At 62.9% G+C, this 21,871-nt stretch carries 20 protein-coding genes, 1 tRNA gene and 1 pseudogene; 12 read left to right on the top strand and 10 right to left on the bottom strand.

What is annotated here, in order from left to right:
* Positions 1-7: 7 nt before the first annotated feature.
* Positions 8-304 carry a YciI family protein gene (locus OOJ09_RS16870; protein WP_269906253.1) on the top strand — a complete coding sequence of 99 codons (297 nt, stop codon included), beginning with the start codon at positions 8-10 and terminating at the stop codon, positions 302-304.
* Between the two features lie 395 nt (positions 305-699).
* On the opposite strand, the gene OOJ09_RS16865 is transcribed toward OOJ09_RS16870, so the two are convergent.
* On the bottom strand, positions 700-993 hold the full coding sequence (locus OOJ09_RS16865) for a GYD domain-containing protein (RefSeq protein ID WP_269906252.1): 294 nt from the start codon (positions 991-993) through the stop codon (positions 700-702).
* Positions 994-1,246: 253 nt separating this feature from the next.
* A tRNA-Thr gene (locus OOJ09_RS16860) sits at positions 1,247-1,321 on the bottom strand.
* Positions 1,322-1,494: 173 nt separating this feature from the next.
* Here OOJ09_RS16860 and OOJ09_RS16855 point away from each other — a divergent pair.
* From OOJ09_RS16855 to yacG, 9 genes are all read left to right on the top strand, one after another.
* Positions 1,495-1,671 (top strand): hypothetical protein, encoded by a 177-nt coding sequence (locus tag OOJ09_RS16855; protein WP_269906251.1) that lies wholly within the window; start codon positions 1,495-1,497, stop codon positions 1,669-1,671.
* Positions 1,672-1,800: 129 nt separating this feature from the next.
* Positions 1,801-3,093: a UDP-N-acetylglucosamine 1-carboxyvinyltransferase gene (gene murA / locus OOJ09_RS16850; protein ID WP_269906250.1), complete on the top strand. Its 1,293-nt coding sequence runs from the start codon at positions 1,801-1,803 to the stop codon at positions 3,091-3,093.
* A gap of 363 nt (positions 3,094-3,456) precedes the next feature.
* Positions 3,457-3,891, top strand: coding sequence for a DUF2948 family protein (locus OOJ09_RS16845; RefSeq protein WP_269906249.1), 435 nt, complete (start codon positions 3,457-3,459; stop codon positions 3,889-3,891).
* Positions 3,892-3,898: 7 nt separating this feature from the next.
* Positions 3,899-5,191, top strand: a complete 1,293-nt coding sequence (gene hisD, locus OOJ09_RS16840) for a histidinol dehydrogenase (protein WP_269906248.1) — start codon at positions 3,899-3,901, stop codon at positions 5,189-5,191.
* 6 nt (positions 5,192-5,197) lie between these two features.
* Positions 5,198-5,683, top strand: coding sequence for a UPF0262 family protein (locus OOJ09_RS16835; RefSeq protein ID WP_091579908.1), 486 nt, complete (start codon positions 5,198-5,200; stop codon positions 5,681-5,683).
* On the top strand, positions 5,671-6,141 hold the full coding sequence (locus OOJ09_RS16830; RefSeq protein WP_269906279.1) for a low molecular weight phosphatase family protein: 471 nt from the start codon (positions 5,671-5,673) through the stop codon (positions 6,139-6,141). Before OOJ09_RS16835 ends, OOJ09_RS16830 begins: the two co-directional genes overlap by 13 nt.
* Positions 6,142-6,340: 199 nt before the next feature.
* The gene (infA, locus tag OOJ09_RS16825; protein WP_006200926.1) at positions 6,341-6,559 is read left to right on the top strand and encodes a translation initiation factor IF-1; all 219 of its coding nucleotides are present in this window, start codon (positions 6,341-6,343) and stop codon (positions 6,557-6,559) included.
* A 21-nt stretch (positions 6,560-6,580) separates the two neighbouring features.
* Positions 6,581-7,207 (top strand): Maf-like protein, encoded by a 627-nt coding sequence (locus OOJ09_RS16820; RefSeq protein WP_269906247.1) that lies wholly within the window; start codon positions 6,581-6,583, stop codon positions 7,205-7,207.
* Complete coding sequence (gene yacG, locus OOJ09_RS16815) at positions 7,204-7,401, top strand: DNA gyrase inhibitor YacG (RefSeq protein WP_269906246.1); 198 nt, start codon at positions 7,204-7,206, stop codon at positions 7,399-7,401. The genes OOJ09_RS16820 and yacG overlap by 4 nt, the downstream gene beginning before the upstream one ends.
* 7 nt (positions 7,402-7,408) lie before the next feature.
* Here yacG and OOJ09_RS16810 read toward each other — a convergent pair whose 3' ends face one another.
* The 6 genes and pseudogenes from OOJ09_RS16810 to OOJ09_RS16785 all read right to left on the bottom strand — a co-directional run bounded on the left by OOJ09_RS16810 (position 7,409) and on the right by OOJ09_RS16785 (position 16,405).
* Positions 7,409-8,779, bottom strand: a complete 1,371-nt coding sequence (locus OOJ09_RS16810) for an alpha-glucosidase/alpha-galactosidase (RefSeq protein ID WP_269906245.1) — start codon at positions 8,777-8,779, stop codon at positions 7,409-7,411.
* Positions 8,780-8,798: 19 nt separating this feature from the next.
* Positions 8,799-10,466 (bottom strand): ABC transporter ATP-binding protein, encoded by a 1,668-nt coding sequence (locus tag OOJ09_RS16805; RefSeq protein WP_269906244.1) that lies wholly within the window; start codon positions 10,464-10,466, stop codon positions 8,799-8,801.
* Between the two features lie 10 nt (positions 10,467-10,476).
* Positions 10,477-11,616 carry an ABC transporter permease gene (locus tag OOJ09_RS16800; RefSeq protein WP_269906243.1) on the bottom strand — a complete coding sequence of 380 codons (1,140 nt, stop codon included), beginning with the start codon at positions 11,614-11,616 and terminating at the stop codon, positions 10,477-10,479.
* Positions 11,617-12,623 (bottom strand): annotated as a pseudogene (locus OOJ09_RS16795) (ABC transporter permease).
* A gap of 114 nt (positions 12,624-12,737) precedes the next feature.
* Entirely contained in the window at positions 12,738-14,822 is a 2,085-nt protein-coding gene (locus OOJ09_RS16790; RefSeq protein ID WP_269906242.1) for an ABC transporter substrate-binding protein, read from the bottom strand.
* Positions 14,823-14,941: 119 nt separating this feature from the next.
* Positions 14,942-16,405, bottom strand: a complete 1,464-nt coding sequence (locus tag OOJ09_RS16785) for an alpha-glucosidase/alpha-galactosidase (protein ID WP_269906241.1) — start codon at positions 16,403-16,405, stop codon at positions 14,942-14,944.
* Between the two features lie 246 nt (positions 16,406-16,651).
* On the opposite strand from OOJ09_RS16785, the gene OOJ09_RS16780 reads away from it, so the two are divergent.
* Both OOJ09_RS16780 and OOJ09_RS16775 read left to right on the top strand, forming a co-directional pair.
* Positions 16,652-17,533, top strand: coding sequence for an AraC family transcriptional regulator (locus OOJ09_RS16780; RefSeq protein ID WP_269906240.1), 882 nt, complete (start codon positions 16,652-16,654; stop codon positions 17,531-17,533).
* The gene (locus OOJ09_RS16775; RefSeq protein WP_269906239.1) at positions 17,530-18,282 is read left to right on the top strand and encodes a hypothetical protein; all 753 of its coding nucleotides are present in this window, start codon (positions 17,530-17,532) and stop codon (positions 18,280-18,282) included. Before OOJ09_RS16780 ends, OOJ09_RS16775 begins: the two co-directional genes overlap by 4 nt.
* Positions 18,283-18,443: 161 nt before the next feature.
* On the opposite strand, the gene OOJ09_RS16770 is transcribed toward OOJ09_RS16775, so the two are convergent.
* Positions 18,444-20,462 (bottom strand): aldo/keto reductase, encoded by a 2,019-nt coding sequence (locus OOJ09_RS16770; RefSeq protein ID WP_269906238.1) that lies wholly within the window; start codon positions 20,460-20,462, stop codon positions 18,444-18,446.
* A 164-nt stretch (positions 20,463-20,626) separates the two neighbouring features.
* The gene (locus tag OOJ09_RS16765) at positions 20,627-21,712 is read right to left on the bottom strand and encodes an ABC transporter ATP-binding protein (RefSeq protein ID WP_269906237.1); all 1,086 of its coding nucleotides are present in this window, start codon (positions 21,710-21,712) and stop codon (positions 20,627-20,629) included.
* Between the last annotated feature and the right edge of the window lie 159 nt (positions 21,713-21,871).

The raw sequence follows: 21,871 nt of genomic DNA, 5'->3' as shown, positions 1-21,871 counted from the left end.
ATTGAAAATGACCCGATGGGTAGTGATCTTCGATGACAAACCGGAAATGCTCGATGTCAGGCGGAAGTTCGGGACGCAGCACCTCGACTACCTGCGGGCCAATTCGACCAAGATCCTGATCGGTGGCGGCCTGAGAAACGCCCCGGGGGAGCCGTTCGTAGGCGGGCTGTGGGTTGTTGAGGCTGACGGCCGAGACGAGGTTGTCAAGCTGGTTGAGAACGACCCCTACTACCATCCCGAATTTCGGCGTTTCAAGATTCTGACATGGGGCAAGGCGTTGGAGGACAGGACCACCACGTTGTGATCGACCGCAAACTCCGCCACGGACAGGCTACCGATCCTGTCCGCAGCGTAACCCGCCAGCAAGAGGCGGCGATCGACCAGCAGAGCGCCTGGAACAAATACTTCGGCACGTGGCGTTGTGGCTTCTATCGAAAGCAAGGACCTATTCCTTGTCATTGCGACCCGGGGCAGATAGCTGTTTCACTTTCAAAGAACGGTCCCGAACGTGCCCATCGGCAGTGTGTTCCGCTCGAAACTACCCACTTCTGGCCCTTGAGAATCTTGCCGGAGCCAGAGGTAGGTTTAGAGGCTGATCCGACAGCCATCGCCCTGGGGCTTTTCGTTTCAAGGAAGAGAGTCCTCCCGTCGTTCGGCCCGGTGGCCGACTTCGATCGCCCGCGCACGGCACAGTGGCGGTCAGGCCATCTTTGCCATGATCTTGGCCATATCCGCCGTGTCGAACGCCCTCAATGTCTGGGTTCTGATGTTGCCTAGCGATGCGATTGACAAGGCTAGAGCGGTCGCAGCAATGTCGTCGTCGGCTTCGGCAATCGCCACGACATCATGTTGACCAAGCGTCCACAATAAGGTGTGAACCTTGATACCGCTTTTGCTGGCTGTCGCCTTGAAGGCTTCAGCACGCTTCTGCGTATCCTTGATGGTCTTGATGCCTTGATCTGTGAAATTCGAGAGCAATACGTAATACGCCATTGGTTCCTCCCACAATAGGGAGCGGGCGGGCGCTCACGGCGCGTCCGCCGTCTCCCCAGATTACTATAACACGAGTCAGGTGGGCGAACCACTTGCGGCAACGAAGGCCATCGAGCGCCGTTGTCGTTCAATAAAACCAAGACAGAAGTGGAGTTCGTCGAGATTCCTCGAGGAGGCCAATTCCGTGGCCACGATCTTGATGCACGAACCCTTGCCGTCGGCGTCAACGCATCGACTATTTCAATGGGATATCTGGTGCTGCGAGAGAGGATTGAACTCTCGACCTCTCCCTTACCAAGGGAGTGCTCTACCACTGAGCTACCGCAGCCGCCGATGGCGGGGCTTCTGCCATATCGAACCGGCAAGCGCAAGGCCAAGAACCACGCATCTGTGAAAGCCTTTGCCGGATACCTTTTAATGACATGGCGGTGCCACAATGTTGGCTATGCCTGAAATGACAGGCTGGCCGGACGCTGGCCGGACGCTGGCCGGGGCGGGACGATGAGCGATAGGACAATTCCACCGAAAAAGGGCGGCACGGACCGCAAGGACCGGCTCGCCGAGCAATTGCGCGCCAATCTGCAGAAGCGCAAGGCGCAATCGCGCTCACGCCGCACCGGTGACGCCGACCAGCGGCCGGATGGGTTGGGCGCATCGAAGGAAATGCAAAAAGATTAACTCAAATCAGCCACGCTTGGCCAAGGGTGGTCGAAATCCTAAATTCTTGAACCAGACCGGCCAATGGTCTAGACGGGCCGATACTCAAACGATTGAACCGGCTTTTTCGGCCGAGAGGGACGTTCTTCCATGGATCGCATCAGAATTGTCGGCGGCAACAAGCTCGCCGGAAGCATTCCGATCTCGGGCGCGAAAAATGCGGCCCTGCCCCTGATGATCGCCTCGCTTCTGACCGACGACACGCTAACGCTGGAAAACGTGCCGCATCTGGCCGACGTCGAGCAGCTGATCCGCATTCTTGGCAATCACGGCGTCGACTATTCGGTCAATGGCCGCCGCGAGAAACAGAATGAGGGCTATTCGCGCACCATCAATTTCTCCGCCCGCAACATCGTCGACACGACGGCGCCTTACGAGCTGGTGTCGAAAATGCGCGCGTCGTTCTGGGTGATCGGCCCGCTGCTTGCCCGCATGGGCGAGGCCAAGGTGTCGCTGCCCGGCGGCTGCGCCATCGGCACGCGCCCGGTCGATCTGTTCCTCGAAGGCCTGGAGGCGCTGGGCGCCGACATCGACGTCGACACCGGCTATGTCATCGCCAAGACCAGGAATGGCCGGCTTGTCGGCAACCGCTACGTGTTCCCGAAAGTCTCGGTCGGCGCCACTCACGTGCTGATGATGGCGGCTTCGATGGCCAAGGGCGAGACGGTACTGGAAAATGCCGCCTGCGAGCCCGAGATCGTAAACCTTGCCGAATGCCTCAACGCCATGGGCGCGAAGATCCATGGCGCTGGCACGCCGACCATCACCATCGACGGCGTCGAATCGCTGTCGGGCGCCCGCGTCCGGGTGATCCCCGACCGCATCGAGACCGGCACCTATGCCATGGCGGTGGCGATGACCGGCGGCGACGTCGTGCTCGAAGGCGCGCGGCCAGAGCTGCTGCAGACCGCGCTGGACGTGATTTCGCAGACTGGCGCCGAGATCACGCAGACCAATTCCGGCATTCGCGTGAAGCGCAACGGCGCCGGTATTTCGCCGGTGGACGTGACGACGGCGCCGTTCCCGGGCTTTCCGACCGACCTGCAGGCGCAGTTCATGGGCCTGATGACCATGGCCAAGGGCAAGTCGCGCATCACCGAAACGATCTTCGAGAACCGCTTCATGCATGTGCAGGAGCTGGCCCGGCTCGGCGCTCACATCACGCTGTCCGGCCAGACGGCGATCGTCGACGGCGTGCCGAAGCTCAAGGGCGCGCCGGTCATGGCGACCGATCTTCGCGCCTCGGTGTCGCTGGTCATCGCCGGTCTCGCCGCGGAAGGCGAGACCACGGTCAACCGGGTCTACCATCTCGACCGCGGCTTCGAACGGCTGGAGGAAAAGCTGTCCAACTGCGGTGCGGTGATCGAGCGGATTTCGGCTTAACAATCGCTACCGGCAAGGACCAATCGCCGAAGTCAGCGCTGCCCCTCATCTGCCTGCCGGCATCTTCTCCCCGTATAGTGACGGCGAGAAGGGGCTGACCGCAACGTCGGCTCGCTTTCTGCAACGTCTGGATATTGGCGAAATCCTCAGTGAAGGCGTCCTTCTCCCGTCACTATACGGGGAGAAGGGCCCGGCAGGGCGATGAGGGGCAGCGCCAACCGAAGTTGCTGGCGCGGTCGCACCGACCGGAAAGACCGCCAATTTCCCTGTTTGAGCATGATCTTTTCCGAAAACCGGTTTCCACTTTTCGGGATCATGCTCTAACAGAAGGCTGAACAGTCAACTTTCAGGTGCGAAATCCGCATGAATGCCCTCAAGCTTATCGCACTCGACGATCAGGATCTGAGCATCGTCTCGGCCCATGTCCAGGACGCCGTGATGAAGATCCGTGACCTCGAATACCTGCCCGCGGCCAAGCGTTTCGTGCTGACCATGAACCGCTTCGTCTGGGAGGCCAGGACCGGCCTGTTTCGCCAGCACAATGAGCGACGGCAGGCCGTGCTGCATTTCGACCGCGTGCTTGGCGTCAAGACCAACGGCATCGCCCGTGACAAGCCGGCCGAGATCCTGTCTCTGCTGGCGATCAGCTTCATCGAGATCAGCAAGCCGGCCGGCATCGTCGAGCTGATCTTTTCGGGCGGCGGCACCATCATGCTCGACGTCGAGTGCATCGAGGCCCGCCTTGCCGATATCGGCGGCGCCTGGGAAGCCACGTCGCGTCCCGTCCACAAGGCTTGAGCGTCCGATGGCCATTACGCTTCGTCAGTCCGACGCCGATTTCGAGCAGCGTTTCGCCGCCTTCCTCCTGACCAAGCGGGAAGTGTCGGCCGATGTCGACGCCGCGGTACGCGACATCATCGCGCGCGTGCGCGCCGAGGGCGACGCGGCGCTGATCGACTATTCCAGGAGATTCGACCGCGTCGACCTGGAAAACGTCGGTATCGCCGTATCGAAGGACGAGATCGCCAATGCCTATGATGGCGCCGATGCGCGAACGATCGAGGCGCTCAAATTCGCGCGCGACCGTATCCGCGCCCATCATGAGCGACAGCTGCCGAAGGACGATCGCTACACCGATGCCGCCGGGGTCGAGCTTGGCTGGCGCTGGACGGCGATCGAGGCCGTCGGGCTCTACGTGCCGGGCGGCACGGCAAGCTATCCGAGTTCGGTGCTGATGAATGCCATACCGGCCAAGGTTGCCGGCGTCGAACGCATCGCGATATGCGTGCCGGCCTCGGGCGGTGCCATACCGCCGCTGGTGCTGGTCGCGGCCGACATCGCGGGCGTTTCCGAAATCTATCGCGTCGGCGGCGCGCAGGCGATCGCCGCCCTTGCCTATGGCACCAGAACGATCAGGCCGGTGGCCAAGATCGTCGGCCCCGGCAATGCCTATGTCGCAGCCGCCAAGCGACAGGTGTTCGGCACCGTCGGCATCGACATGATCGCCGGGCCGTCGGAGGTGCTTGTCGTGGCAGACGGCAACAACGATCCGGACTGGATCGCCGCCGACCTGCTGGCCCAGGCCGAGCACGATGCGTCGGCGCAGTCGATCCTGATCACCGACGATCCGGCTTTCGGCTCGGCGGTCGAACAAGCCGTCGAGCGTCAGCTGCAAAGCCTGTCGCGCGGCGCGACGGCGGCCCAGAGCTGGCGCGATTTCGGCGCGGTCATCCTGGTGCCGACGATCGAGGCGTCGCTGCCGCTGGTCGACCGCATCGCCGCCGAGCATGTCGAACTCGCCATCGACGATGCCGAGGGCTTCCTGTCGCGGATGCGCAATGCCGGTGCCGTCTTTCTCGGCCGCCATACGCCGGAAGCCATCGGCGACTATGTCGGCGGCTCCAACCACGTGCTGCCGACGGCACGCTCGGCGCGCTTCTCGTCGGGCTTGTCCGTCCTCGACTTCGTCAAGCGCACCTCCATCCTCAAGCTTGGACCGGAGCAACTGCGAATTTTGGCGCCGGCGGCGATCGCGCTGGCCAAGGCGGAAGGCCTTGACGCGCACGGACGCTCCGTCGCCATACGGTTGAACATGTAGGCCACTATGTCGGACTACGATCGAACCCGCGCCAGGCTGATCGATGTCGAACTCGACGAATCGATCGGCCGCTCGACGCCCGATGTCGAGCATGAACGCGCGGTGGCGATCTTCGACCTGATCGAGGAGAACAGCTTCCAGCCCGTCAATGACAGTGGCGCCGGCCCCTACCGGCTGAAACTGTCGCTGGCCGAGCAGCGCCTTGTCTTTGCCGTGTCGCGCGAGGACGGCACTCCGGTCGTCACCCACATCCTGTCGCTGACGCCGCTGCGGCGCATCGTCAAGGACTACTACATGATCTGCGAAAGCTACTATGACGCCATCCGCTCCTCGACGCCGAGCCATATCGAGGCGATCGACATGGGGCGCCGCGGTTTGCACAATGAGGGCTCGCAGACACTGATGGACCGGCTGGCCGGCAAGATCGACATCGACTTCGACACGGCGCGCCGGCTGTTCACGCTGGTCTGCGTGCTGCACTGGCGAGGCTAGTCCTGGCACCCGGCGCCCTGCCTCGCTCCATCCTGTTCGTGTGCGGCATGAATGCCGTACGCTCCCCGATGGCGGAGCAGTTGGCGCGCCGGGTGCTGCCCGCCACCGTCTTCGTCGCCTCGGCCGGCGTTCGCGCCGGCGAGCGCGACCCGTTCGTCGATGCGGTGCTCGCCGAGGAGGGCCTGTCGCTGGGCGAGCGTCACCCAAGGACGATGGACGATCTCGAGGACGACTATTTCGACCTCATCGTCACGCTGGCGCCGGAAGCGCACCACGCCGCGCTCGAGCTCACCCGCTCGCTCGCGGTCGAAGTCGAATACTGGCCGACGCCGGACCCGACCAATGCCGCCGGCACGCGCGAACAGATCATGGCTAGTTATCGCGACGTGCGCGAACGGCTGAAGTTGCGCATAGGTCGACGTTTTTTGCTTCCTGAAGCAAAAAACACGACGGATTAAGCGTGTTCACAAGCGCACGATTATCATATAGGTTCCGCCGAAATTCCGGCTAGAGTCGGATGATTTCAGGTCTGTTCGACCTGAAATCTGAATCCGCCTCTAAACCAAGAAGTAGAGCATGATGTCGTCCGAAAACCGCTTCACACTTTTCGGCATCATGCTCTAGGCGCTGGAACTGCCATCCAAGCAAAGGTATCGAATGCCGAAGGAAGAAGTCCTCGAGTTTCCGGGTGTCGTGACGGAACTGCTGCCCAACGCGATGTTCCGGGTGAAGCTCGAAAACGAACACGAGATCATCGCCCATACGGCCGGCCGCATGCGCAAGAACCGCATCCGCGTGCTGACCGGCGACAAGGTTCTGGTCGAGATGACGCCATACGACCTGACCAAGGGCCGCATCACCTATCGTTTCAAGTAAGCGAAGCCCGGCCGGAGCGCGATGAGCATTTTGCAGAAGCTCGTGCTTGCCTCGGGTTCGCCGCGCCGGATCGAACTGCTGCAGCAGGCAGGCATCGAGCCCGATCGCGTGCTGCCGGCCGATGTCGACGAGACGCCATTGCGCGCCGAGCATCCCCGCTCGCTGGCCAAGCGGCTGTCGAAGGAAAAGGCCGAGAAGGCATTCGCGTCGCTGAAGGCCGAGGCCGACTATGCGCCAGGCTTCGTGCTGGCCGCTGACACGGTGGTCGCGGTCGGGCGGCGCATCCTGCCCAAGGCCGAAACCCTCGACGATGCCGCCAACTGCCTCGGGCTGTTGTCCGGCCGCTCGCACCGGGTCTATTCCGGCATCTGCCTGATCACGCCGGGTGGCAAGTTGCGCCAGCGGCTGGTCGAGACGCGGGTGCGCTTTAAGCGGCTGCCGCGTGAGGAGATCGACGCCTATGTCGCCTCGGGTGAATGGCGCGGCAAGGCCGGCGGCTACGCCGTCCAGGGTCTCGCCGGCTCGTTCGTCGTGAAGCTGGTCGGCTCCTACACCAACATCGTCGGCCTGCCGCTCTATGAGACCGTCGCCCTGCTTTCCGGCGAAGGCTTCAAGATCCATCAGGGCTGGCTGTCCGCGCGGCCATGAATTCCGACTCCAAAGTCACGCCGCTGCGCCCAAAGCGCCCTTGTCCCGAATGCGGCAAACCGTCGGCGCGCGACACCTTTCCGTTCTGCTCGGCACGCTGCAAGGACATCGACCTCAACCGCTGGCTGAAGGGCGCCTATGTCATCAGCGCCCGCGACGACGAGGAAGAGCCGGACAACGACGGTCCGAAGTAGGCCACCGTCAAGCGGCCTCGTTCTTCCGGTTGACCCGCGCCCAGGCCGGCAGCCAGTCGCCATGAGCAGCCAGGAGATCATCGACCAGTGACCAGATCTGGTCGAGATCGAGCTCTGCCGCCGTGTGCGGGTCCATCATCGCCGCATGGTAGATGTGCTCGCGGTTCTCGCTCATCAGCGCCCGCACGGTCAGTTCCTGTACGTTGATGTTGGTGCGGATCAGTGCGGTCAATTGCGGCGGCAGCTCGCCGATATAGGTCGGCTGGATGCCGGAGGCATCGACCAGGCACGGCACTTCGGCGGCGCAATCCCGGGGTAACGAGGTGATACAGCCATTGTTGCGGACATTGCCGTAGATCACCGAGGGCTCGCCGGTCCAGACCGAGTTCATGATCGAGGAAGCATATTCCTTCGACTGCTCGACCTCGATGCGGTCGGCCGAGCGATAGGCCTGCGCCTGCCCCTTCCAGCGCTCGATCTGTTCGATGCAGCGCTTGGGATATTCATCGAGCGGGATGCCGTATTTCTCGATCAGGTCCGGGCGCCCCTCCTTGATGAAATAGGGCGTGTACTCAGCGAAATGTTCGGAGCTTTCGGTGACGAAATAGCCCAGCCGCCTCAGCATCTCGTAGCGCACCTTGTTGGGGCAGCGCGGGTTCCAGCCGGGTTTGGGCGCGCGGCCTTCGCGATAGGCGCGCACGAGCTCCGGATAGAGGTCACGGTAGGAACCGTCCGGCTGGCGATGCTCGAACTTCAGGTAGAAGGCCATGTGGTTGATGCCGGCCGAGCGGTAGCGGATCTCCTCGTAGGGAAGGTCGAGGTCTTCAGCCAGTTCCATCGCCGTGCCCTGCACCGAATGGCAGAGGCCGACCTGCCTGATGTCAGGATATTTCTCCGATATCGCCCAGGTGTTGATCGCCATCGGGTTGACATATTGCAGCATGATCGCCTGCGGGCAGACGGCGAGCATGTCCTCGCAGATCTTCCACAGATGCGGCACGGTCCTGAGGCCCCGCATGATGCCGCCGACGCCCAATGTGTCGGCGATCGTCTGGCGCAGGCCGTATTTCTTCGGCACTTCGAAGTCGGTGACCGTGCAGGGCTCATAGCCGCCGATCTGGAAGGCGACGACGACGAAGTCGGCGCCCGCCAGAGCCTTGCGCTGGTCGGAGTAGGTCTCGGCCTTCGCCTTGACGCCGAGCGTCGCGATCAACTTGCCGACGACGATGGCGCTCTCTTCCAGCCGCTGCGGATCGATGTCCATCAGCGCGATCGTCGCGCCCGAAAGCGACGGCCGCTGCAGCACGTCGCCGACAATGTTCTTCATGAACACCGTCGAGCCGGCGCCGATGAAAGTGATCCTTGGATTTCTTGCCATGCTAACCTCCGGCATATGGTCAGGCCACGTCGAAAGCGGCCCTGACGAGCCGTTCGGTGTAGGCGGTCTTGGGATGGCACAGGACGTCATCGACGGGACCCTGCTCGACGATCTTGCCGTTCTGCATGACGATGACGCGGTGGCACAGCGCGCGCACCACCTTGAGATCGTGCGAAATGAAGAGATAGCTCAAGCCCCGCTCGTCCTGCAGCTTGCGCAGGAGGTCGATGATCTGCGCCTGGACGGAGAGGTCGAGTGCCGATGTCGGTTCGTCGAGCAGGATGAATTCGGGTTCCAATGCGATGGCACGGGCGATCGCAATGCGCTGGCGCTGGCCGCCGGAGAATTCGTGCGGAAAGCGCGACAGTATATCGCCGGGCATGCCGGCGCTGACCAGCGCGTCGCGCACCCGTTCGACCCGCTCACGCCGCGTCGCCCCGATGCTGTTGACGATCAGCCCTTCCTCGATGATCTGGCCGATGGTCATGCGCGGGTTGAGCGAGGAAAACGGATCCTGGAAGACGATCTGCATGCGCGAACGCAGCGGCCGCATCTCGGCCCGCGACAAGCCGTGGATCGGCTTGCCGTCGAAACGTATCTCGCCGCGCTTGGCGTCGATCAATCTCAGCAGGGTCTGGCCGAAGGTGGTCTTGCCGGAGCCGGACTCGCCGACAAGCCCCAGCGTCTCATGGCGGCGCAGGCTGAGGTCGAGGTCGGCGACGGCGACCAGTTCGCGCCAGTCCGGTTTCAGGAAGGTGCCGTGGCGAAGCATGAAGCAGACGCGCACGCCGCTCGCCTCGAGAATGGTGCCGCAACCTTCCGGCAGCGGTTGCGGCCGGCCGCGCGGCTCGGAGGCTAAAAGCCGCCGCGTATAGGCATGCCGCGGATCGGCGAACAGCCGCTCGGTGACGTTGTGCTCGCACATTTCGCCGTGCTGCATGACATAGACGTAGTCGGAGAATTTACGCACCACGGTCAGGTCGTGCGTGATCAGGATCACCGCCATGCGCAGCTCTTTCTGCAGGCTGCGGATCAGGTTCAGGATCTGCGCCTGGACGGTGACGTCGAGGGCCGTGGTCGGCTCGTCGGCGATCAGCACGTCGGGATTGTTGGCCAGCGCCATGGCGATCATCACGCGCTGGCGCTGACCGCCAGAGAGCTGGTGCGGGTATTGCCTGAGCCGCGCGACAGGGTCGGGAATCTGCACGTGCTGCAAGAGTTCGAGCGCCCGCGCCTGTGCCTGCCTGCGGCCCATCTTGCGATGCACCCTGATCGCCTCGACGATCTGGCTGCCGACCGTGTAGATCGGGTTGAGCGAGCTCATCGGCTCCTGGAAGATCATCGAGATGCGGTTGCCGCGCAGCTTGCGCCGCTCGCGCTCGGGGAATTTCAGGATGTTCTGGCCGTCATAACAGATGCTCGACCGGGGCGACACCGTGGCCCGCCGCGACAGCAGCCCCATGACGGCGCGTGCCGTCACCGACTTGCCGGAACCGGATTCGCCGACGATCGCGATCGTTTCGCCGCGATAGAGCTGGAACGAGATGTCCTTGACCGCTTCGACGACGCCGTGCTCGACCTTGAAGGCGACCTCGATGTTGCGGGCGTCGATGATGGGCTGGCCCTGGCGTCCGTCATGGTCGTGGCGGACGGCGGGTGCGAAGGATTCGGCGAGCGCGACGGTCATCCCAGCCACCTCAATAGGGGTCGACGGCGTCGCGCAGGCCATCGCCCAGCGCGTTGAAGGCAAAGACGGTGACGAGCACGAAACCGACCGGCGACAGGATCCAGGGATAGGTGCCGATGACGGAATAGGTCGCGGTGTCCTGCAGCATGAGCCCCCACGAGATCAGCGGCGGCTTGACGGCAAAGCCGAGGAAACCGAGGAAGGATTCCAGCAGCACCACCGTCGGGATCGCCAGCGTCACGGCGACGATCACATGGCTCATCACATTGGGGAAGATGTGCTGCATGATGATGCGACGGTCGGTGGCGCCGACCGCCATGGCGGCGCGCACATACTCGATCCGCGCCAACGCCAGCGTCTTGCCGCGCACCTCGCGCGACATCTGCGCCCAGCCCAGTGCCGACATGACGATGATGACGAAGGCGAGGAAGACGTTGGTGGGAGCGGTAACCGGGATCAGCGTCGTCAGCGCCAGATAGAGCGGCAGCTGCGGAAAGGCGAGCACCAGTTCGACGAAGCGCTGCATCCAGACGTCGAACCTGCCGCCGAAATAGCCGGAAACCATGCCGACGGTGGTGCCAATGACGGTGATGATGAAGACGACCGTCAGCGCGATCATCAGCGAGACGCGCGAGCCGTGGATGGCGCGCGACAGCACGTCGCGGCCGAACTTGTCGGTGCCGAGGAAATGCACCGGCTGACCGTCCAACGAGCCGAAGAAATGCCGGTCCGCCGGGATGAGCCCGAACAGCTTGTAGGGCGCGCCATGCACGAAGAAGCCAAGCAGCCTCGGATGGTCATAGTCGGGGCCGACGACGGGCTGGAAGGTGACCGGATCGAGGTCCGCCGAATCGGACAGCGCATAGACCCGCGGCCATGCGACAAAATTGCCGTCCTTGTCGTGGAAACTTGGCACTTGCGGCGGCGCGAAGCCGACATCGGTGGCCTTTGGGTCCATCGGTGCCATGAACTCGGCGAACACGGCCATCACCAGCAGAAGCACGACGAGCCAGAAACCGGCCATGCCGGTCCAGGAGCGCTTCAGCCGGCGCCAGACAAGCGCGATATAGCTCTCATTGCCGCGCGCCGGTTTGGTCACGGCGGTTCCCTCGGCAGGCGGCGGTGGCAGCGATGTGTCGCGGGCCAGCATCTAGCCCTCCCCGTACTGGCGGATGCGCGGATCGAGCAGGACGAGCAGCATGTCGGCAATGATGTTGCCGACGATCAGCGTCGCCGACAGAACCATCATGAAGGTGGCAGTGACATAAACGTCGCCGACTGCCATGGAGCCGACGATTGCCGGACCGACGGTCGGCAGCGCGAAGATGATCGCCGTCTCGATCTCGCCGGTGAGCATATAGGGCAGCACCACGCCCTGATACATGACGAGCGGATGCAGCGCATTGGGCACGGCGTGGCGCATGACGACGGCGGCGCCGGTCAGGCCCTTGGCCCTGGCCGTTTCTACATATTGGGCGTTCAGCGTGTCGAGCAGATTGCCGCGCATGACGCGCATGTTGTGGCGAGGCCGCCAAAGGTGGCGATCGCCACCACCGGCCAGACATGCTTGACCAGGTCGGCGAACTTGGCCCACGACCATGGCGCGCCGCCATATTGCGGCGAGAAGAAGCTGCCGATCTCCGAGACGTTGAACCGGAAGACCAGGAGATAGACGATGATCAGCGCCATCAGGAAGCGCGGCACCGTCATGCCGAGGAAGGAGATGGCCGACAGCGTCGAATCGATCCAGGTGTATTGCCGAGTCGCGGCCCATATGCCGAAAGTGATGCCGAGCACCGAGGCAAGCAGATGGCAGACCAGCGCCAGAATGAGCGTGCGCGGCAGGCGCTCGCCGACCACGTCGGCGACCGGCTTGTTGTAGTAGAGGCTGTAACCGAAATCGCCGCGGGTGATGATGCCGCCGATCCAGTTGAGGTACTGGACGGGCAGCGGCTTATCGAGGCCGTGCTCGACGCGATAGGCCTGGGCCTGGGCATCTGCTTCGGCGAAGGAAGCGCCACCCTGGTTGATCAACTGCGAACGGATATAGTCGGCGTAGTCGCCCGGCGGGGCCTGGATGATGGCAAAGGTGACGAGGCTCAGGATTGCTAGGACCGGTATCGCCGACGCTACGCGCATGAGCAGGAATCGCAACATGGACGGTCCGCTTCCTCATCTCGCCGATCGCGCCCTTTGGTGCGTCCGGAGGTTGACTTTGACCGGCCGCGCCAGCGGCGCGACCGGAGTTGTCTTGGTCAGGGGAGGTAAACCTTAGTCCATCGGGCCTTTGTCTCCAGGCTTGCCGGGAAGCTCTTGCGGGAACAGTTCGTATTTCGCCTGCTTGTCGGCCGCCACAAAGACCCGTTCGCGGACGATGGAATCCTCGGCCCAGTTGAACATGAAGATCGGCGTGCCCTGCGGAATGTTCGAGAAGCGCTTGTTGACGATCAGCGCGCCAGGATATTCCGTCAGGCCGACATTGTAGACATGTTCCGTCGAGATCTTCTGGAACTGTTTCATCAGGCTGGCGCGCTTGTCATTGTCCTCCGACGCGACAAACTTGTTGACGATGTCGACCAGATCTTTCTCGAAGGGCATCAGGTCGACCTCGCCGCTTTCCGGGGCGCGGTGGTTCCAGCTGGTCTTCGGGCCAACGGGAGCAAGCTGTTCGGTGTTCTGCACGACGGAGGTCAGTTCCTGGTCGTTGCGCCGGATCAGCCAGTCGAAGCGGCCGGAGTACTGGGAGGCATCGCGCTGGGTGCCGTTGAGGCCGTTGAGCACGACCCGAAGCCCGAGCTTTTCCATTTGCGCGACGACGCCTTCGGCGAGGCTCTTGTCCGTGCCGTAGTCGTTGTTGACCAGCATCACGATCTCGACGTTCTTGCCGCCGGCGGTGCCGGCCGGGAAGTTCACGAAGCCGTCGCCGTCGGTATCCTTGAGGCCGGCTTTGGCGAGTTCCGCTTTGGCGCCCGCGAGATCGAACGGATAATAGACGGTCGACTTGCGGTCATAGAAGCTGGTGCCCGAGGAGAAGCCGCCGGGATAGATGGCGGTGAACGGCCCCTTGACCAGCGAGTCGCCAAGCGCCTTGCGGTCGAGCGCCATGGTGACGGCCTTGCGGAAGTCCTCGTTGCGGTTGAGTTCACGCATCGCCTGGCCGCGCTCATCCGGGTTTCCCCAGCCATTGGCGGAGAAATTCATGCGCAGATTGTAACCGATGAGCCGCGGACCGAAGGCCAGGCGCGCGGGCGCATTCGCTTCCGCCGCGCGCTTCAGCGAGGCGACGAAGTTTTCCGGCTGCTCGAGGTTCGAGAAATCGCCGGAGCCGGCGACCGCCTGGACGTCGCGGTCGGCCCAAGTCGACAGCTTGTACTGCAGTTCGTCGAGGTAAGGCAGCTGGTTGCCCTTCTCGTCTACCTTCCAGTAGTAGGGGTTGCGGCGCATGACGATGATGTCGTCAGGCCGATATTCGACCGGCACCCAGGCGCCCATGACAGGCATGTTCATATATTCCGGCGGGAAGGCGTTCTTGAACTGCTCGTAGGTGTTCTTCGAATATTTCGGGTGCTGCGGCTTCAATATGTGCGCGGGGCCGGGACAGAAGGTGCCGTAGGCCATCGCGTAGAGATATTGTTTGGGAAACGCCTCCTTGAAGGTCCACTCGACGGTGTAGTCGTCGATCTTCTTCAGCGTCGTGCCGACGCCAAAGGTTTCCTGCGTTGCGCCGTTCAGCGGCGAGACATTCGGATCGACCACCTCGTCGTCCCAGTAGAACATGACATCGTCGGCATTGAAGGGGACGCCGTCCGACCATTTCGCACCCTCGACGAGGTGCATCGTCAGTGTGTGGCCGTCCTTCGACCAGTCCCAGCTCCTGGCCAGGTTCGGCAGAGGCTCGGTGTCTTTCGCTTCGACCTGGAACAGCGGCGCCGTGCGTGTCAGGCATTCGGAAAGGCCGATATCGATGCCGCCCCATCCTTGAGTCTGGCCGGCGCCATAGTTCCAGCCTTCCGGCCGGCCGCCGATGACATGACGCATCGTATCGCCATAGACACCGATGCCGTCAGGCATATTGGCGGTCTTGAAGACCAGCGGCTCCTTCGGCAGCCTGTCCTTCACCGGCGGCAGCTTGCCGGCCTTGACGTATTTCTCGGTAACCCAGTCCGGCTCGTGATATTGCGGCAGCGCCTTGAACTCCAGGATGGAGTCGCGCGCCACATAGTGGATCTTGCCCTCGGCCGGAAAGGTTGCCGGCGCCGGCGGGACGGTGGGCTCGGAAGCGTATGCGTTCAGTGCCGCAGCCGAGACGCTCAGCGCCAGTCCGGCAGCAAGGCCGATATTGCCTAAATTCCTCACTGTCTCTCTCCCTCTTGTTTGTTCCGGAGCGTTTGCACCTGCTCCGCTTCTCCTCGAATTCGAAACGGCTTCGTCGCGGCGAACCTGCCTCCCGCAGGCCCGTCGCCGCGCATGAGATTTCAGCCCGCCTGTTTCAGCGCCTTTTCGGCGCGCAATTCGTCGATCGAGCGAACGCTGCGCCGCGCCGCGCCCGCCCACTCGCGGGTCTTCACCGCCGATGTCGACAGCCGCTCCCTGGCGGCCGGAACCGCATGGGCATATTGCGGCAGCCATGCTGCCTGGGCGACGACCATTTCGTCGACCATCTGCCAGACCTCCTCCGGGGTCGAAACCGCGCCGACCAGCGGGTCATGCAGCACGGCAAGCTTCAAGAGATCGATGTCGCCTGATATCGCGGCATGCACCGACATGCGCTGCACATTGATCGAGGCGGTGCAGGTGGCGGCGCAGGCTTCCGGCAGCGTGATGCCGGCAGCCATATTGATGCCGAAACGGTCGACGAAACCGGGCGACTCGATGATGGCGTCCTGCGGCAGATTGGTGATCACGCCATTGTTCCTGACGTTGAAGTGCCCCCGATAGACGCGGTTGGTCTCCAGCGCCTCCAATATGTGGCTGGCATGCTCGTTCGAGCGCCTCGAAGGATCGATCGGCTTCGATGCCGCTTCGAGGAATTGCGGATATTCCGTCTCGAACCAGTTGCGGGTTTCCGTGGAGTAGCGGAGATAGCCGCCCGTCTCGCCATGGATCCAGTCGGACATGTCGATCCAGCGCGTGATCTCGTCGGGGCGTTTGCGGTACCAGGGCAGATACTCGGAAAGATGGCCGTTGCTTTCGGTCGAATAGACGCCGAAGCGCTTCAAGACGTCGATGCGCAGCTTTTCCTGCTGCGAGTAAACCGGATGCGCCTCGAAGGCCGCAACCAGCTCGTCCTTGCCGATCTTGCGGCCGTTGAGCCGCAGGTCGATGAACCAGGTCTGGTGGTTGATGCCGGAACAGACATAGTCGAGCTCCCGCCTGGACTTCGCGCCCAGAACCTCCGCGATCTGCTCGGCGCCGTGCTGGACGCCGTGGCAGAGGCCCACCGTGTCGACCTTGCCGTATTCGATCGCCGCCCAGGTGTTCATCGCCATCGGGTTGGCATAGTTGAGGAATTTGGCGTTCGTCTCGGCGACCTCGCGTATGTCCTTGCAGAAATCCAGGATCACCGGAATGTTGCGCTGGCCATAGAGAATGCCGCCGGCGCAGATCGTGTCGCCGACGCATTGGTCGATGCCATATTTGAGGGGAATGCGGATGTCGTCCGCATAGGCTTCGAGGCCGCCGACCCGCACGCAGCTGATGACATAGCGTGCGCCTTCGAGCGCCTTGCGGCGCTCAGTCGTCGCCGTCACCCTGGTCGGCAATGCGTTTGCCTCGACGATCCTGTCGAGGATCGCCTTGATCATCTGAAGATTGTGCTCGCTGACGTCGGTGAGCGCGAATTCGATATCCTTGAATTCGGGCACGCACAGAATGTCGGTGAACAGCTTCTTGGTGAAGCCGACGCTGCCGGCACCGATGATAGCGATTTTGAAACTCATCAGCCGCACCTCATTTTGTTCGAATGACAGGCAGGAAATGACAGGAGTGGATTGCAGCCCCATGCGATGACATGTGTGCGGGACAAGCCTGATTCCGGCCTGCCAACCTCCCTATCCGCTCCTCGCCTGCGGATCTCTCTCGCTTTTCGTGGGCGATTATGCGCTTATTCGTGAGCGCGACCAGAGAAGGATTATGCTTTCAAGGGTAATTTTGTGCTGCAGGATTTGATAGCCAACGGACAATCCATGCGAACGATCTCGCTGCCACGCGGCGGCCAGCGACTGCATGCCATGCCGACGAGCACGGGCTATGAGGTGCGCGAGGACGAAACCTATGACTGGGACGGACGCAGGCGCGGCCAGACACCGTTCACCGTGCTCCAGCACACGATCAGCGGAACCGGCCGGCTGCGCTACGAGAATCGCGATTATCGCCTGCAGAAGAACGACACCCTGCTTGTGCTGGTGCCGCACAACCACCGCTACTGGCTGGCCAGGGACGAGCGCTGGGAATATTTCTGGATCTCGATGAACGGCGAGGAGGCGCTGCGCATCCACAAATCGATCCTCGGCACCTCGGGTCCGGTGTTTCGGCTGCAGCCGGCGACGATCGATCATCTTGCCGATTGCAGCCTGCGCCTCATCAAGGGAGCCGCTTCGCCGGGTGCTGCTTCCGCCGTTGCCTACGAGGCTGCCATGGCGCTCTATGACGATGTGTTCGGCTCACATGCCTTTGCCGATAAACAGAGCGCCATGCAGCCGGTCATCGATCACATCAATGCCAATCTCGACGGGCCGCTGCCGGTGGCGGACCTCGTCCAGATCAGTGGCCTGAGCCGAGCCCATTTCTCACGCTGTTTCGCCGAAAGCGAAGGGCTGCCGCCGGCTGAGTTCGTGCTGCAGCAGCGCCTGCAGCGCGCGGCGAAGCTGCTGACCAAGGCCGATTTCCTGCCGGTGAAGGAAGTCGCCATCCTTTGCGGTTTCGAGGACGCGAACTATTTTTCGAAGGTCTTCCGACGCTGCTACGGCATCACGCCCAGCCAGTTCCGCACCACCGGCATGTACGCCAGCATGAGAACCCCGGCCAGGCGCGGCGCCAAGGTGTCGGGCGAAGACGATCCGAAGTGAAGCCTCCCGCCTGGCGAACTTCCGTTGCCCAGGCATTCACTCGATATGTCGTCGAAATTCGCGCGGCCGAGTTGGCTGATGATCACGCCATTCTGGATACGGTCGGCACCGGAGAAGATCCGGACGCCATCGCCGGGGATTTTGCCAAAGATGTGGTCTTCGAAAGACAGGGGGACGATGGGGTGCTACCGTGGATCGGCAAGCAAAAGGGTCGCCAGAGCGTCGCGGATTTCTTCCGTGGCACGCGAGAGCTGATCAACCAAGGAGAGCGTGGACATCGAGGACGTGATGGCCAGCGGTCAGAGGGCCGCGGTCGTGGGTCGTCTGGCATCGGTTGTCAAACGCACCAACAAGCGCATCGAAACCGACTATCAGCCAGTCGACAGGAAGTCGCCATGCCCAACTCAATTGAGACACTTGCCAAGCGAAATCTCCACGAAGTCTTTGGAGAGCGCGACAAAACGCGCCGCCTGGCCGCGATCCAGCAGATTTTCTCCCCCGACTGCGTTTTCTCGGATTCTCACGCCCGCCACGTCGGCTGGCTGGCGCTCGATCGGGCCGTGAGTGCTCTGCTCGAGATGATGCCAGACTTCGAGTTTGCCGAACTCGGCGAATGCCAGGTCCTTCTGGACGCGGGACGTCTTGCTTGGAGCTTCGGCCCCCAGAACGATTCGAAACGTATTACAGGTCTCGACGTCATCGTTGTTAGTGAGGGACGAATTTCGGCGCTGTACACATTCCTCGATTGACGGTCGGCATTGCAGTCCCACTGCACCAACAGCAGCGCGGCGCCGGCGTGTGGCCGTCCGTACGGTGACCTTCCTTTACTCAGGTATCCGCGCCTTTACTCAGGTATCCGCGCTTTGCCCAAGTATCTGCGCCTTCCGGCATGATCGTTGCCGAAATGGCCCTAGCCGGCTCCGTCCAGCCATTTCAGGTCGTCGGGTGAGAGCACGACATCTAGTGCTTGCAGGCTGTCGTCGAGCTCATCCAGCGTGCGTGGTCCGATCAGCGGAATGGATGGGAAGGGCTGATTGAGCACATAGGCCAGTGCAATATGGATCGGGCTCTTGCCCAGCTTCGCGGCAAGTTCGATTGCCCGGTCACGGCGGCCGAAATTGCGCTCCGAATACCAGACCCGCACCAGCTCCTCGCTGTCGCGCCGGTCGCGCCCGGCGCGGTCGGTGAAGAAGCCTCGGCCTTGGCTCGACCAGGCGAAATTCGGCATCTGCCGGGCGGCCAGCCAGGCCTTCCAGTCATCGGTGGACGAGGTGACACAACCCGGCCAGATCGGCTCCAGCATTTCGGCCAGCGAAAAATTGTTGGAGAGCGCGCCGGGCTTCTGCTTGCCGGTGCGCTCGGCATAGGCAATCGCCTCGTCCATGCGCTGCATCGTCCAGTTCGAGCCGCCGAACGGACCCCGGATGCGACCCGCCTTGACCTCGCGATCCATCGCATCGACGAATTCGCCGACCGGCACGTCCGGATTGTCGCGATGCATGAAATAGATATCGACATGATCGGTTTGCAGCCGGTCGAGCGACTGGGCAAGCTGCTTGCCGATCACGTCGGGATAGCAGAGCGGCGTATGCGCGCCCTTGGCGATGATCACCGACTGCTCGCGCACGCCACGGTTCTTCAACCACCCGCCAAGCAGCGTCTCGGTATAGCCGGCGCCATAGACATAGCCGGTGTCGAACAGATTGCCGCCGGCCTCGAAGAAGGCATCGAGCAGGATCGACCCCGAGGAGAAGGTGCGGAAATCCTCGAAGCCGAGCGCCACCACCGACGCCGGCTTCGGCAGGCCCGGAATCGTGCGCTTGCCGATCGCCGCGCCGCCGGACCGCAAAGGCCGGCCAGAGATGGTGTTGGTGCGCAGCGGGGCCTTCTCGATCTCGTACTCCAGCCCCACCGCCGCGCGCCATCGGTCGAGCACACGCAAGGTGCCGAGACTGTCGGCCCACGCCATGCCCGGCCAGGCGAACTCCTGCCGCCCGGCGAGGATGGCATCTCCGGCGGCGTCGACCTCGAAAGAATAGACATGGCGCTTCTCGTTGACGCTGATGGTCTCGCGGTTGCCGTCGGCGCCGATCACGTCGATCCGGCCGAGGCCGACATCGCGGTCGCCGCCGGCGAACCAGAAGTCCGGCACCTCGATGCGGCCCTTGGTGCCGAGGATGCGCAGCACATTGTCCTGGTTGAGCGAAATGCTGCAGGAGACCTCGGCGACGATGCCTCCGGTAAAGTGCAGCAGCGCCGAGGCCCATTCATCGACGCCGGACTGGCCGAGATGGGCCGCGCCAACCACCTTGTCCGGCTCGGCGAAGGGAAGTCCCGCCGCCGCCCCGGCAATCAGCCGCGCCATCGACACGGGATAACCGCCAACGTCGAGAATGCCGCCGCCGGCGAGATCGTTGGCATAGAGCCGGTGCTCCGGCATGACGCCCGGCATGGCAAAGCCGAAGCTCGACTTGATCATCCTGATGTCGCCGATGATGCCGGACCTGATCAATTCCACCAGCTTCAGCGTCTGTGGATGCAGCCGGTACATGAAGGCCTCGCCGAGAAAGGTGCCGGCCTTGCGCGCCGCATGGATCATGGCGTCGGCCTCGAAGGCGGTCAGCCCAAGCGGCTTTTCGCACAGCACATGCTTTCCCGCTTCCGCCGCCCTGATCGCCCATTGCGCATGGCCGGGATGCGGAATCGAGATGTAGACGGCATCGATGTCGGGATCGGCGAGCAGCGCATCATAACCGTTGAGGATGCGTGCGCCAGGGAAGGCCTCGGCGAGGCCTGATTTGCCGGGGTTGCGCGCGCCAATGGCGGCGAGCACGCCGTTGCGCGAGCCAGCGACGCCGCCCGCGAAGGCCTTGGCGATGCCGCCCGGTCCGAGGATGCCCCAGCGGATTTTTCCTGGTTCGGAATTCATTTGGATCTCCCTGAATCGCCACGACGCATTGCGACCGGGCAAAGAAAAGTTTGGGTTTCATGCATGTCGTTGCCCCAGAACCGCTGCGCACTTTTGGGCGACATGCGTCCTGGTTCATGCATGTCGTTGCCCCAGAACCGCTGTGCACTTTTGGGCGACATGCATCAGCGTATCCGTGCACCTGATGTGTCGAAGAGAAGCGACCGGCCGGCCTTGATCGAGACCACCAGATGATCGCCGCTCGCCCGCTGCCGCGAGGCCTCGCGCTCGATGATCAGTTCCTCCGGTCCGGCATTGGCATAGACATAGCTTACCGAGCCGAGATGCTCGGCAACGTCGGCCCGGACCGGTATGTCGCAGTCGCCCTCGCCGGCCTCGCAGAAATGCTCCGGCCGCACGCCGAGAACGACATCCGCGCCGACAGCAGGCGGCGCGCTCGAAAGCGATTTGCGCAGCCGGGCTCCGCCGTGGTTGAGAAGCTCGACCACCGCCGCGTCCTTCTCCGTTGCGACGACCTTAGCCGCCATGAAATTCATCTTCGGCGAGCCGACAAAGCCGGCGACGAAGCGGTTGGCCGGATCGTCGTAGAGATCGAGCGGGGCGCCGATCTGCTCGATGTTGCCGGCATTGAGCACGACGATCCTGTCGGCCAGCGTCATCGCCTCGGTCTGGTCGTGCGTGACATAGATCATCGTGACGCCGAGCTCCTTGTGCAGCCGCGCGATCTCGATCCGCATCTGCACCCTCAGCTCGGCGTCGAGATTGGAGAGCGGCTCGTCGAACAGGAACACCTGCGGCTCGCGCACGATGGCGCGGCCGATGGCGACACGCTGGCGCTGGCCGCCGGAGAGTTTTCGCGGACGCCGGTCCATCAATTCGCTGATGCGCAGGATCTCGGCCGCGCGCTTCACGCGCCGTTCGGTGTCGGCCTTGGGATTGCCGGTCATGCGCAGCCCGAAAGAGAGGTTCTGCTCGACGCTCATGTGCGGATAGAGCGCGTAGGACTGGAAGACCATGGCGATGCCGCGGTCGGCCGGCTCGACATCGTTCACCACCTTGCCGCCAATGGCGATTTCGCCGCCGCTGATATCCTCGAGCCCGGCGATCATCCTGAGCAGGGTGGACTTGCCGCAGCCGGAGGGGCCTACGAAGACGACGAACTCGCCGTCCTTGACGTCTATATTGGCGCCATGGACGACCTCGAAGGCGCCGAAGCGCTTGACGACTTTGTTGAGCGTGACAGTCGCCATGCTAGAGCGAGATGAGGTTAGATTGGATCATTCTGTTTCCCGATCGGCGAGGCAATCCGCCAGGAGAGGTGCGATGAGCGATGGGGTTCCATCGCTCAAGCGGCTCGACGCAGCGGGTGCCCGCCGACGGGAAACCCGAAGGGCCGGGCGGAATGTTCC

Source organism: Mesorhizobium qingshengii (genome assembly GCF_027563465.1).
GTDB lineage: Bacteria > Pseudomonadota > Alphaproteobacteria > Rhizobiales > Rhizobiaceae > Mesorhizobium > Mesorhizobium qingshengii_A.
This window is presented reverse-complemented; position numbering and strand designations above follow the sequence as displayed.

Bases quoted from the DNA above. Each gene is read 5' to 3' on its own strand.
- OOJ09_RS16870 (WP_269906253.1), top strand. From the start codon at position 8: ATGACCCGATGGGTAGTGATCTTCGATGACAAACCGGAAATGCTCGAT.
- OOJ09_RS16865 (WP_269906252.1), bottom strand. From the start codon at position 993: ATGGCGTATTACGTATTGCTCTCGAATTTCACAGATCAAGGCATCAAG.
- OOJ09_RS16855 (WP_269906251.1), top strand. From the start codon at position 1,495: ATGAGCGATAGGACAATTCCACCGAAAAAGGGCGGCACGGACCGCAAG.
- murA (WP_269906250.1), top strand. From the start codon at position 1,801: ATGGATCGCATCAGAATTGTCGGCGGCAACAAGCTCGCCGGAAGCATT.
- OOJ09_RS16845 (WP_269906249.1), top strand. From the start codon at position 3,457: ATGAATGCCCTCAAGCTTATCGCACTCGACGATCAGGATCTGAGCATC.
- hisD (WP_269906248.1), top strand. From the start codon at position 3,899: ATGGCCATTACGCTTCGTCAGTCCGACGCCGATTTCGAGCAGCGTTTC.
- OOJ09_RS16835 (WP_091579908.1), top strand. From the start codon at position 5,198: ATGTCGGACTACGATCGAACCCGCGCCAGGCTGATCGATGTCGAACTC.
- infA (WP_006200926.1), top strand. From the start codon at position 6,341: ATGCCGAAGGAAGAAGTCCTCGAGTTTCCGGGTGTCGTGACGGAACTG.
- OOJ09_RS16820 (WP_269906247.1), top strand. From the start codon at position 6,581: ATGAGCATTTTGCAGAAGCTCGTGCTTGCCTCGGGTTCGCCGCGCCGG.
- yacG (WP_269906246.1), top strand. From the start codon at position 7,204: ATGAATTCCGACTCCAAAGTCACGCCGCTGCGCCCAAAGCGCCCTTGT.
- OOJ09_RS16810 (WP_269906245.1), bottom strand. From the start codon at position 8,779: ATGGCAAGAAATCCAAGGATCACTTTCATCGGCGCCGGCTCGACGGTG.
- OOJ09_RS16805 (WP_269906244.1), bottom strand. From the start codon at position 10,466: ATGACCGTCGCGCTCGCCGAATCCTTCGCACCCGCCGTCCGCCACGAC.
- OOJ09_RS16800 (WP_269906243.1), bottom strand. From the start codon at position 11,616: ATGCTGGCCCGCGACACATCGCTGCCACCGCCGCCTGCCGAGGGAACC.
- OOJ09_RS16785 (WP_269906241.1), bottom strand. From the start codon at position 16,405: ATGAGTTTCAAAATCGCTATCATCGGTGCCGGCAGCGTCGGCTTCACC.
- OOJ09_RS16780 (WP_269906240.1), top strand. From the start codon at position 16,652: ATGCGAACGATCTCGCTGCCACGCGGCGGCCAGCGACTGCATGCCATG.
- OOJ09_RS16770 (WP_269906238.1), bottom strand. From the start codon at position 20,462: ATGAATTCCGAACCAGGAAAAATCCGCTGGGGCATCCTCGGACCGGGC.
- OOJ09_RS16765 (WP_269906237.1), bottom strand. From the start codon at position 21,712: ATGGCGACTGTCACGCTCAACAAAGTCGTCAAGCGCTTCGGCGCCTTC.